The organism is candidate division KSB1 bacterium (assembly GCA_022566355.1).
In the GTDB taxonomy this organism is placed as follows: Bacteria; Zhuqueibacterota; JdFR-76; order JdFR-76; family DREG01; genus JADFJB01.
Genome location: JADFJB010000026.1, coordinates 12033 through 24563, shown reverse-complemented (window position 1 = coordinate 24563; position 12531 = coordinate 12033). Strand labels below are relative to the sequence as shown.

Sequence of the window (12531 nt, the reverse complement as noted above, 5' to 3'; positions counted from 1 at the left end):
ATAAACTTAAAACTAACTGAATCAGTTAAGGATAAGGTGTTATGCTGTCCGCTTGATATGAGTTGATAGTTTAACTTCAACTTCAAAATTTAACTTAGCCTGAAGAATGGTAAAAATTCTGGTCAGGTTATCCATTGTTGGGTTCCCTTTCGGAGACAGCATACGATGGACGCTTTTGCTTGGCTTGTTTAACTCCTGTGCTAATGATTCAAATCCTATAGTTGCGTTCACTGATTCTCGCAACACTACGCGCGCTACTTCAGGCTCACCTTCCAAGAAAGCGGTAACAGCTTCATTCATCAAGGAAACCGCAAAGTTAGGATCTCTAGTAGCTCGCTCCCTAATCGTGTTTTTGTAGTCACGTGTAAGTACCATAGGTTATCTCCTGGCCTTATATTCGGCCATTAGTTCTTTGGCCTTTTCAATATCATTCTTTTGCCGTTTCTTTGTGCGTTTCGAAGTTCTATATAAATTGTAACTACTTTTTTTATTTTATTCCGAGTTGGTTTTTTATTAATTCACAGAGTGTCTCTTTTATTTCTGAATGTCTCGGAACAGGTGCTTTCTTCCCATTTTTCGAATTTATGTAAATATCGTGTTTTTTACCGTGCCTTTTTAAAGAACATCCTGCTTTTGTAAGTTTGCGAATAAAAGCCCCTCGCTTCAAATATTAACCCCGATCTCTTTAATATAAATATCTTTACCAGGTAAAGAAATCTCTTCTTCCATCATTAATTGGTATGCTTCTTTTATGTTTTCCTCAAGTTCTTCAAGTGTTTCCCCTTGACTAAAAACACCTGGAACTTCTTTTAATTTACCAACATACCAACTTTTATCTCGCCAATATTCTAAAGAAAAGTTTCTCACCATAATTTTACTCCTATCGAATTAGTCATTAAACTTATAAAAATTATTAGTTCCTTTTCAATATATTTAAAATAAATTAGAATTATTCTAATCTATGAGAAGTAGCTTGATAATTTGCAAAACTTTGATGTTGGAATTATACATGGGTAGTTGATGACGAATCATTAAACCTTTTTTGCGATAAGAACTTCAGAAGAAATTCCCCAGGACGTAACAACATTGGAGTGAACAACCCGCCAATGTGCCTCGGGTAGAATTTCGGCTAAGTGCACAGGTCTGCAACCCCCTACTAAACTTGGCTTAAAACGATGGATTCTCGACCAAAACCACGTGACAAATCCGGATAGTGGTGTTTTTCCAAAAGTTAATCCGGTGAGACAAAGGAGACCATCCGCAGCGAGAATGCGTTGTGCTTCATTAAGAAAAAGTTCAATGCGGTCAAACGGCAGTAGGTCCATCACATACATGGATACAACCCGGTCAAATTGATAATTAGCCAATTCCAATTTGACCGAACCATCTATCAAATGTACTTTAGCTCGATCACCGAATTGCCGGATTTTGTTCTCTGTTAGCTGTACCATTGTTTGGCTGATATCATGTCCAACATAAATTGTATCTTGTGGTAGACAGCCCGACAATAATTCTTGTGCAAATCGACCGGTGCCACATCCGAATTCAAAAATTGAATGACATTCTATAAAATTCGAATGCGCAATAAGATCATCAATCGCAGTTTGCTCGTAGAAACGCTGTGAATCTTGTTTGATGCCAAATTTGTTGTAAAATTCGCGAGTTTGCTGTGGTGTTAAAAGATGTGAGTCTTTCATCAGAATTTTATTGGGATACTAGAAAGACTGGGAGAAGATGGAATTTACAATTCAAACCAGGTTTCAACTTTTTGCACCTGGATATCTTCACCTAAAATACATTGGTATTCATTTAGTTGACTTGAATATCGATACTCTTTTTCCCATTTGTCATGATTTTTAGCGCACTGATCAATTGCATCGATTATATAATAGACTTCATCGTTTGTCGATGTAGGATGAATCGACATGCGTACCCAGCCGGGTTTTGCGGACAAATCCCCTTCATCGATTAGGTCACTGATTCGCTTGGAACGATAATAGTCCACATGAAGCAGGAGATGGCCATAGGTCCCGGCACAGAAACAGCCGCCGCGGACTTGAATGCCGAAGCGATCGTTCAGCATTTTGACAAGCAGGTTGTAGTGGATACCGTCAATATAGAATGAAAGAATGCCCAAGCGATTTTCACAGTTATCTGCAAGAAGCGTGAGGCCAGGAATTTTGCGCAGACCTGCAAAAGCAATTTTAAGCAATTCCTTTTCGCGCGCTAACATTTTGTTGGGTGTCATTTCTTCTTTTAGTTGAATGCATAAGGCTGATTTAATGGCTTGAAGAAAGCCTGGCGTTCCGCCATCTTCGCGAGCTTCAATATCGGATATATAGCTATGAGAACCCCAGGGATTGGTCCAATTAACCGTTCCTCCGCCAGGATGATCTGGCACGCGGTTGTGATACAGTGCTGAGTCAAAAATCAAAACGCCCGATGTTCCCGGACCGCCTAGAAATTTATGGGGAGAAAAAAATATCGCGTCTAATTTTTCCATCGGATCGCCTGGATGCATATCGATTTTTACATAGGGTGCAGAAGCGGCGTAATCGATAAAGCAATATCCGCCATTTTCGTGCATCATTTTTGCTAATTTGTGGATAGGCGGTTGTATGCCCGAAACATTCGAGCAAGCGGTAAACGATCCGATTTTAAATTTGCGATTCTTGTATTTGTCCAGAAGCGTTTGAAAATGGTTGAAATCAACAAACCCTTCACGGTCTGGTTCAATGAAAACAACTTCGGCCAGGGTTTCCAGCCATGAGGTTTGGTTGGAGTGATGTTCCATGTGGGTGATAAAAACAACGGGTCTATCGGTTTCATTAAATTTGATGAAATGTTTAAGCTGTTCCGGAACTTTGATCCCTAAAATACGCTGAAATTTATTAACTGCTGCTGTCATTCCAAAACCCGTAGTAATGATTACATCATCAGAATTTGCATTTACGTGCTGTTTAATTTTCTCATGAGCCAGGTGATAGGCTTTGGTCATACAGGTGCCGGTTACGCTGGATTCTGAATGTGTATTGCCAACAAAGGGTCCAAACGTTTCACAAATCTTTCGCTCGATGGGTTTATAGAGTCTCCCGCTTGCCGTCCAGTCGGCATAAACGACTTTTTTCTCACCATATGGAGTTTGAAAGAGTTGGTCGTAGCCGATAATATTCTTTCTAAACTTTTCAAAATATTTTTCTAAATCGGTCATTCATTTCTCCATTATCACATTTAATATAATCGAATAGAATTTAAAAATGTAGAGTTTTTTGTTACATTATGTGAAAATAAATATTAGACTAGCGGGAATGTGAAACGGAAAAACGAAAAAAAAGGAGACAGGGAGAGCGGCAATATAACCTAAAGAAGCACAGAAATCCTTGCCTGTGTATTTATTGTCTGAACCATGATTCCATGGATTTTAGGACCAAACAGATATTTAGAGGATATGTTCTCTTTTAAAAAATCATGTCAACTTATTACTTCTATTAATCAGGGTTTAGACAATTCCTCCAACTAACTGGATGTCTGTAACCTCTTTGCAGTCGCCTCCACTTCGGACCAAACCCGGAATACATTGCCGCTACAAATTTTTACGATGTCTTCCCTGGAGTATCCTTTTTTCAGCAGCTCATGAATGAGATTTGGATACATGGACACGTCTTTCATGCCGGTGGGTAACGAGTCGCCCACACCATCAAAATCGGAGCCAATTCCGACATGATCGATTCCGATTAAATTTACAACATGATCGATATGCTTGACAATATCAGTAATATCGGCGAAGCCTATATTGTGTTCCTCTTTATATTTGCTCATAAATTCATCCAGTTTTGGATCGTCTGCATTGAGGTTATTTTCCTTGGCATATTCTGCAGAGGCTGCGAATGCTTCATCGTATTTTTTTTGGATTTCGCCATCCAGAAACGAGGAGCCAAAATTGATTTGAATGACACCGCCATTTTCGGCCAATTTTTTTAACATTTCGTCATCCATATTTCTCATAAAACCCGGAGTAAAAGCACGACAGGAAGAATGGGAAGCAATGACCGGGGCCTGGGTTATCTCCATAACCTGGTAAAATGTGTCGTCCGTAATGTGGGAAACATCTATCATAATGCCAACCCGGTTCATCTCTTTCACAACCTCATTACCGAATGGGCTTAAGCCGTTCCATTTTTTTTCAGGATCGTATGATGAATCACAGATATGGTTGTTCTTTGAATGGGTTAATGTAATGTAACGAATGCCGCGGTTGTAAAAGTATTCGACATTCTTCAAATCACCTTCGATTGGCGCGCCGTTTTCCATACCCATTGGCAAAGAAATGACTCCCTTTTCAAACTGGCTGTGAACATCCGCAACTGAAGTTGCGACGGCGAATTTATCCGGCGAATCCGCCGCTATTTTTTCCACCATGTCGATCAGATAATCTGCAAATTTTTTGGCAGTTCCTTCTTCTTCTTTTTCAGCTGGAATATAAATAGACATAAACGGAGCGTTCAACCCACCTTTCTTTGCGCGAACAAAATCAAAATCTCCGCCTTCGGTTCTTTGTGAAATATCCTCCATTTTATTGTTCAGACGATAGGGGATATCAACGTGGCCGTCTAGAATGATTGTGCTTTGGGCAATTTTATCTGCTTCATCTTTTAAATTTTTCGAACAGGAGCTGAAAATCACAACCAGGCATAAAAATAAAAATGGACGAAGATGATTTAATTTCATTACTGAACTCCTAAATTTTAAACGCACATGATATAATTAACTCGATGTCTGTAACTCTTTTGCAATTCGTTCGTTTTCACGCAAAACGCGCAATAAATTACCGCCCCACAATTTAGCAATATCTTCCTCTGAATAGCCTCGACGAACCAATTCTACGGTCAGGTTCAAAGATTCACCGGCATTATTCCAGCCATCCACGCCACCGCCGCCGTCAAAATCCGAGCTGATTCCAACATGGTCAATGCCGATTAATTTGACTGCATGGTCGATATGGTCGACGAAATCTTTTACATTTGCAGATGGCCATTTTTCATCTAATTCTGACAAACTGGCACGATATTCAGTTCTCTTTTCGTCGCTAAGATCTCTCAATGCGGAAAAACTTGTAATCCCCATTGCCTCCCAAATGGAATCTCTGGCAGCAATTTTTTCAGGGACGTCCTCCTTTACATATCTACGAAATGCAACGGTCTGCATCACTCCACCGTTTTCTTTCAAAGCAAGGAGTTGCTCATCATCCAAATTCCTTGGATGATCACACAATGCCCTCGCGCTTGAATGTGAGGCTATGACAGGTGATTTCGTTAGTGCAACCGCATCCAACATGGCTTTTTTGGAGATATGGGAGACATCCACCATAATGCCTAACCGGTTCATTTCCGCGATCACTTCTTTGCCGAATTCACTCACTCCGTTATGCTCACTTTCCCCGTCACCCAGGTTTTCCCGCGGCGTTGCAGAATCGCAAATATCATTATGGCCGCCATGTGCCAAAGTAATATAACGAGCGCCGAGATCGTAGTATTTCTGCAAAAGCGATAAATCCTTGCCGATCACATAGCCATTTTCGATACCGATACAGGCTACCAGTTTGCCGCTTTGATTGATCCTTTCAATATCATCCGCCGAATGTGCCAATTCTATTTTATCCGGGTACATTTCTTCGGTCATGCGATGAATAGCATTAAATTTCACCATAGCTGCATCTTTTGCTTCCTGGTAGTTTTCCGGGGTTCTTTCGGTCTGGCCAACATAAACGATGAAGAAAGCAACATCCAATCCACCGCTCTTCATTTTAGGCAAATCTACCTGTCTACTACCATCAACTCCGGGATCGACCTCGTCCGTCGCAAAGGTAGGGGGGATATCATCGTGAGTGTCTATTGTTAATATCCTGGCATGGATTTCTTTTGCTTTTTTCATAAGTTCGTCTTCGGACTTACTTGCATAGTTGCCCTGGCAGCTAATCAATCCAAAAAGAATTAAGGGAGTTAATATGGATTGGATAGTTCGATTCTTCATTTTTCTCCTCCAAAGTTAGTTAGTCAAGTTGATTTCAGGTAAAGGGTCACCCAACATTCCCGATCGGATTAACGGAATGGGTATCGACCCATAAGTTAAAAAAGTGTCGTGAAATTCTTTATCGGTGAATTGATCGCCTCGCATTTTCATAAAGTCCAGTCTCAGTCGTTCAATTTGATTGTAGCCATAAAGATAACTCAATGGCCTGGTTGGGTTGCCTAAATACCTGCGCACTTCGGCGGTGGCATTTTCCTTATCCATATCCACATTGTCGACCAAAAATTGCACGCACTCATCAAAAGACATTCTACCCAGGTGTAAACTCACATCGATGACAATTCTGGATGCACGCCAGGCGCGCATCATCAACATTGCCATAGTGGTTTTGTCATCCGGAAAAAATCCCAAACGATACATCATCTGCTCGCTGTATAAGCCCCAACCTTCGCTCAAGGTGGTTGTACTATAGTCCCTTCGCATCGGTCGCGCTTTCAGTCTTTTGGTAACATTTTGTAAATGGTGTCCCGGGTAAATTTCATGCACGGCGACCACCCTGGCCCAGTAATAATTATTGCCGCGCAATCGCGCTTCAGCCGCATCTGCATCCATATCTGCTTTGGGCGGACTGGTCATAAAGCGGCCAATAAACTCTTTACCTTTTAATTTAAATCCGCCATAACCGCCAAATGGGTAGGTGTCAAAAGTTCTTCCTTCCGTAATGAGCATCACATTGTTGCGGGCATTTTCCGGTATGGTAACGGCGTCTGTCTCGAGCAATAACTTTAGTGATTTTTGCATCTCATCATATGCAAATTTGGGCAGTTCTTCACGAGATGGATGCTCAGTTTTTAGCTGTTCCCATACTTCTTCGGCGGACTTCCTTCTGTTAATCTTTCTCGCAATTTGTTTGATTTGTTCATGGATCTCCGCTAACTGTGTTTTGCCCATTTGCAAAAGCTGTTCGGGAGATTCATAAATCATGTGCCGGGTTCGGAGCAAAGAGACAAATCTATCGTGCCCTACCGGACTTCCCCAGGCAGCCTCAGTTTTTTGCAAATCGGGTATCACTTCTTTGGTAAGTTGCTCGGAAAACGCTTTTAGTCCTTTTTGGACGGCCGACACCGGTTTTTCCGCCGATTCCGCTTTTTGGGGAAATCGATTTTTAACCCGGCCATACCAGGTGTTCACTTCCCGGGAGAGAATTTCTGAACGCCTGGAGATTGCCCGAATGATGCTTAATCTTTGGTTCTCCGGCATTGGGGCCCAGGGCGCGGGGATTTGGGTTTGTGCTATTTTTAATTCGCGAAGCCCGGTTTCAAGATCGCTATCCTCAACCAACCCGGTTAAATCCGGAAGGCGCAGGCGCAAATTTGCTGCAGGTAAAATATCAAGAATGATTTTTTCGTCCTGGAGACTTTGCTGTATCCGATCACGATAGTCGGATATTTTGTTTCGTATTAAAATATGGTCGATTTTATCATCTAACGATAAATTGAGCCCACTAAGCGTCTGGCTCATTTCTTTTTCAAACATCGATAATGATTCCAAGGCCAGTTTGGCGTCTTCTTCATGTCTCATATTGGATAGATTTAAGGAGGGGTCCAATATGCTTCTTCTCAATTCCAGGTAACGATCAACTTGGGCTCGGAAAATAATAGTATTGTTGGTTTGGCTAATTGTTATTTGTGTTTGATTATTATTTTGTGCCTGGGTTGGATTTTGTAATGAAAAGGGTAGAGTGGCTAGCAGAAATACCAGTACTTTGGAATTGGAGCGAATATCTAAACTCATAATATACCTATAATTTATGTTTTAAAAAAACTTACAGAGTCGGAAAGACTTAAGCAAGAAAAATATTCATTTTCTCTTAATTTGAATTATTCATTTTTTGACAGGATTAACAAGATATACTGGATTTATATCCTGATAATCCTGTTTATCCTGTCTAAAAATGAACATCTAGATTAGTTAAAGTATATTGTTAGTTTACAGCCTTAAGCTGCGCTATGAATTATCCAGGTTAATCAAATCTTCTTTATTCAAAGAAGTTCGGAGCTTTTTAGATAATTTGGAAAAAACAATTTCATGTGCTTGTTTAAGGAGATCATAGATCAAGTCTTCTTCGAGGGCAGTAAGGTTTTCTAACTTCACCCAATTAAACGAGCAGCATAAGGTGCGGGAATGATATTAGGTAGTTGTATGAATCTTTCGTAATCTTATGGAGAACATTTGAAGGATACAGAGTTCGCTTCCGGGTGATCCAAATCCAAGACCGCATACATCTTGTTCCCAACACTAAAAACCAAATTAGTTCCCCATTTTACATCTTCAGTTGTATGAGGTAAAGTCCGGCAAAATTCCTGGATGGAATTGAATGTAACCATACTGGTTTTGGTTAATAATAAAAAAAGCGTGAAGACTATTGCCATCACGCTTTTTACTATTCGACTATTAAATCCGGCTTAATCAATATCATCACTTGGTTGGGACCAGGGTGGAACAACCTTATTCATCCTGGCATAAGCAATGGACTGGCCAAGATGTTCATTATTATGACCGGACAAAATTAACAAAAGTCCGCGGTAGGTTGTGGTTATTTGCATCATCTCGATTGTTACCTCTTTGTCTAGATCTGCGTCTTTCATATTTTTGATAAGTTTACGTACATTGTCGAATGAACTCATGAGATGTTTTTTCACATCATCTTTGTTGGTGGTTTCTTTTTCCATTTTCATGGCTGCCTGCATATCCATACCTTCTGGCATGTCGCCACCAATAAAAGAGGGCATAAACACATTCGCACCAGCGATATGCATAAATACCTCACTCACACAACGCACACCCTCCATGGGCCTCCAAGTATAATTTTCTTGCGACATTGCATCTGCTAACTGCAGAATTTTATCGGCAACACCATTGAATTGCGTCATGAATTCCGCCTTAAAGCCTTTCATTTCCGACTTCTTGCCATACGAATCTTGTGCAGTTGCAGTAAATGATAAAATACTGCACAGGACAAACAAAGCCAGTGAAAGACGAACTAATTTTTGAAACATGATTACCTCCGTTTTTGGGTTATTAATTATGGAACTTGTTTTGTGGATTGATCTGCAAATAGACAAACAAAATTAAGATGCTTTTTATTTCGAAGTAACGGTATATTTTATGAGCACGCTCTCGACAAAATCCATTTTAATAATGTTGTCATCATCTTCGAAGTTGCATGTTATGACCTTTAGTGTGCCCTCCATCCTTTCGGATACACCCTTGGGCATGCCGTACATCTGCATCACGTCTTCCCACAATAAGCCTTTGTGCAAAACAACTTCTTCTGCCACTTCCATGCTTGCGGCAGATACTGTTGCAGTTGCGGAAACAGCGCCCTGGTTGGAAAAATCTACATATTGAGCTAATGCTGCCAGAATGGATTCCGGGGTCTTCTCTGCGTGGGTCAATTTGTAATCATACCTGACGTTAAAGCGTGAACCAGCTTGACTGGCTTTTTCTCGCACCCTGGCTTTCTTGGCCTGGGTCGCATCTTCCGCTGTCAGTTCCAATCTTCTTTGTTCTTTCTCTCTATCGCGCTCGAGTTCATCCCGTTCTTTTCTGAGTTCTTTTTTCTTGTCCGAATCCGTTTCTTTTTTGATTAACTTATCCAATTGATTTTCCCGTTTACTCTTGTCAACATAAGGCGCATCGACATTATCCGATTCATCCCAGAATGTACCATAACCGCCGCCGCCGAGTTGAAATTCAATGTGCTTACCCTTGGTCCTCACCTTGGTAACCATAATGGACTGCCCCGAAGTGACCGATATGCCAAATTCCTTAATTCGATTGCCGTAATCTTCAAAATTGACGACGGGTTTTCGCAGGGGGTAAACGTCGATTCCTTTTTGGGTAGCGGGCATATCCAATTTTACGGTGACCATTTTGCCTTCGAAGTACTCCTTAAGGGCCTGCTCATTTTGGCCAAAAAGTTGTGAAACGCTAAAAAGTGTCCATACGATCATGAAGAAAATATTTTTAGAAACCCTGTTTGATTTCATGATGTTCCTCTTTATTTTGTTAGAATACCGACCGACAGTGATGAACCCAGGAAGGCGTTAATATTACAAAAATTAAATGAATATTTCAAGTTGTTCCTTTTAATAATTCTAAAGGATTAAAAAACTTATCTCATTATAATAAGAGCATCTTCAAATGGTTCTTCTTCGTCTTCTTCAATGACAAGACAAGCCTCAATAGTACTATCTAACATTTTTATGAATTTCATGGCCAAGGCCCTTTGATTATACCATGCTATAACATCAAATAATCGCTCGCATGATGTGGCAAGTTTTTCAACGATAAAAGGATGTCGATTAAACTCACAAGAGAAAACTCCAATTGTTTTAAATATTTCAATGGCTATTTTAAAATTTTCTATATCAGCTTGTCAATATCAACAATTTCTGTACCAGGGAGATGGATAAGGTATGTATGAATTTCTTGTGCTTTCATAGCCGTCTTACTAATATCTCCCATGGCTGATAGTATAACAGATTGATCGAAGCCTTCAAGTATAGATTTTGAATATGTTGAACTACCTTCGAGAAGATAGAGAGTGTGCAAAAAGTCAAGATTTCGCTTAATTGCAAAGGTGTCCGAATCTTCAATCGCTTGTATTTCATATAGTCTTTTGCTGATTTCAAATTTGAATAGAATTTTTTCTATCCCGGATTCTGATTCCAGAGGGGATTTTTTCCGCGTTCTTTCGTTGATTAAGAACGTTTCCCATTCATGCTTATACTTCTTTATTAAGTTTATTGAAAAGCCTTTGGTTAATCCTCCTCTCTTGTGCATCTCGTCATGATGCTCAGTACACACCACATCTATTTTTAGGAAATTGTCAATACTACTCGAAAATAGTTCAGTTTTATGTTTATATATATACTTAGACGGAATTTGATTAGGAATTCTTTGTGGTTCCGGGGGGAATAGAAAACTAAACGCAGAGATCGCCGAGCATATAAATTAATCTCATCAAAATTTGCTGGTCAAACCATTTAGAGATACCTGTAGTTTAGATTAGATCTTACCTTACCAGGTTTTTAAAATCACATGATATCAGTCGGAAACTCTAATCGCTTCAAAGGGATCGTTATACTTTGCCGACCTGTCTCATCTTTTGGATTGATAGTTGTGGGTATCATTTTATCATTAAATCGGATAACCGTCGCTTCCGGTTTTGGAGTGTAAAATGTCAATTCCTGGAGATCGTTCTTTTGAATTATTTTTTGTTTGAAGGAATGGTTATTATGGCCGTTAATGTTGATTTCATAACCATTCTCATTTTTTTTAACGATCCAATCCATTTCATTCACCAGAAAAGAATTGTTAAGAAGTTTACAAGTTGTGGTAACCCAGAGTTTACCGGAATAAAACAACGATGCCAGATATTCAAACGCTTTAACAGTCGCTGCCGAAAATGGCTGGGGCGCATTTCGGTTTTTACGATCACCCCAATGAACATAGAGAATACAAGATCCTTCCTTTTCAGTCAGTCGGGTTAGCATCTTCGAATGTAATAATAACGGTAAATCGTCACTCCAATCATATCGCCCGGAACCATATCGCTTGAAATGAAGTAGAGAGTTTCCATCAGCCAGATCAATTTGATTTAGCAATTGATTGTTTTGTAGCAGAGGAATTTTATCCTTTTTCCATCTATTTAATCCAAACTTTGCCAGCATCCTGAAGCGATCCGGAAATCCTGGAGTTAACAGGTTATTAAAATAGGCTTCATGACTTTGAAATGGACGATCCTGGCCAATGATTTTTGTCAACGAAGTTTCTTGATCCCAAAAATAAGTAAAGCCGGCATCTATCATAATATCTGAATGATAATTGGAAGTTGCAGAAATAAACTCTACTGGCTTGTCTCCTAATTGGTATGAGGCGGAACCGATATTTTGTGAATTATACTCATCGCCATGATTCACCCAGGTTTCGAGTTTCAAGCTGTGTTTATCTAATTCTTCCAGGCAACGTTCGGCTAGCTGCCTGGAGAATCCGCCAAATTTACTAAAATTTCCGTAGGAATGTAAAGTGTCTATATATCCTGTTTTGATAAGCTCCCGGATAGCAGGTGCATATTTGGATGGCGTTTTGTTATCCTCCTCAAAATAACAAAAGGCATGATCTTTCGTGTTGCGATTTGAATAAAACCAAAATGAATCGGCCAGTTCTAATCCCAGTCCCCGACCAAGAGGCGTATTCTCCTTTGAATTTAGGAAAGAGTGAATGGTAACAAAATCTTCGAAAGTCGTCCCATCGATATCGCTGCAGATGGTGAAGCCGGCTCTGTATGGGTAAGGAAACTTACGAAGGCTAATTGATTTCTTAAAGTCGGATTGTTGGTTCATTTGGGAAGAAGCTTGAAATTCCAAGTTACAAGTATCAACTCTCAAATAAAATCTTAATTATTCCGATAAAAGCCAGGTTGTCTTTTTTGACAGG

General features: G+C 40.0%; 13 protein-coding genes. All 13 read right to left on the bottom strand.

Annotated features, from left to right (window positions below; all coding sequences use genetic code 11):
• Positions 1-39: 39 nt before the first annotated feature.
• The 13 genes from IIC38_06780 to IIC38_06720 all read right to left on the bottom strand — a co-directional run bounded on the left by IIC38_06780 (position 40) and on the right by IIC38_06720 (position 12437).
• On the bottom strand, positions 40-375 hold the full coding sequence (locus IIC38_06780; protein MCH8125650.1) for a transcriptional regulator: 336 nt from the start codon (positions 373-375) through the stop codon (positions 40-42).
• A gap of 112 nt (positions 376-487) precedes the next feature.
• Entirely contained in the window at positions 488-667 is a 180-nt protein-coding gene (locus IIC38_06775) for a type II toxin-antitoxin system HicA family toxin (GenBank protein ID MCH8125649.1), read from the bottom strand.
• The gene (locus tag IIC38_06770) at positions 664-870 is read right to left on the bottom strand and encodes a type II toxin-antitoxin system HicB family antitoxin (GenBank protein MCH8125648.1); all 207 of its coding nucleotides are present in this window, start codon (positions 868-870) and stop codon (positions 664-666) included. The genes IIC38_06775 and IIC38_06770 overlap by 4 nt, the downstream gene beginning before the upstream one ends.
• Before the next feature lie 161 nt (positions 871-1031).
• Positions 1032-1697, bottom strand: coding sequence for a class I SAM-dependent methyltransferase (locus IIC38_06765; protein MCH8125647.1), 666 nt, complete (start codon positions 1695-1697; stop codon positions 1032-1034).
• 44 nt (positions 1698-1741) lie between these two features.
• Positions 1742-3211, bottom strand: a complete 1470-nt coding sequence (locus IIC38_06760; protein MCH8125646.1) for an aminotransferase class V-fold PLP-dependent enzyme — start codon at positions 3209-3211, stop codon at positions 1742-1744.
• Positions 3212-3516: 305 nt separating this feature from the next.
• The gene (locus IIC38_06755) at positions 3517-4728 is read right to left on the bottom strand and encodes a dipeptidase (GenBank protein MCH8125645.1); all 1212 of its coding nucleotides are present in this window, start codon (positions 4726-4728) and stop codon (positions 3517-3519) included.
• Positions 4729-4764: 36 nt separating this feature from the next.
• Positions 4765-6030, bottom strand: coding sequence for a dipeptidase (locus IIC38_06750; GenBank protein ID MCH8125644.1), 1266 nt, complete (start codon positions 6028-6030; stop codon positions 4765-4767).
• Positions 6031-6045: 15 nt separating this feature from the next.
• Positions 6046-7821 (bottom strand): DUF885 domain-containing protein, encoded by a 1776-nt coding sequence (locus tag IIC38_06745; GenBank protein MCH8125643.1) that lies wholly within the window; start codon positions 7819-7821, stop codon positions 6046-6048.
• A 425-nt stretch (positions 7822-8246) separates the two neighbouring features.
• Complete coding sequence (locus tag IIC38_06740) at positions 8247-8459, bottom strand: MmcQ/YjbR family DNA-binding protein (protein ID MCH8125642.1); 213 nt, start codon at positions 8457-8459, stop codon at positions 8247-8249.
• Between the two features lie 33 nt (positions 8460-8492).
• Positions 8493-9086, bottom strand: a complete 594-nt coding sequence (locus tag IIC38_06735; protein MCH8125641.1) for a DinB family protein — start codon at positions 9084-9086, stop codon at positions 8493-8495.
• A gap of 84 nt (positions 9087-9170) precedes the next feature.
• Positions 9171-10079, bottom strand: a complete 909-nt coding sequence (locus IIC38_06730; protein MCH8125640.1) for a cell envelope integrity protein TolA — start codon at positions 10077-10079, stop codon at positions 9171-9173.
• A 376-nt stretch (positions 10080-10455) separates the two neighbouring features.
• Positions 10456-10875 (bottom strand): hypothetical protein, encoded by a 420-nt coding sequence (locus IIC38_06725; GenBank protein ID MCH8125639.1) that lies wholly within the window; start codon positions 10873-10875, stop codon positions 10456-10458.
• A 254-nt stretch (positions 10876-11129) separates the two neighbouring features.
• Positions 11130-12437, bottom strand: a complete 1308-nt coding sequence (locus tag IIC38_06720) for a hypothetical protein (protein MCH8125638.1) — start codon at positions 12435-12437, stop codon at positions 11130-11132.
• Positions 12438-12531 lie beyond the last annotated feature (94 nt).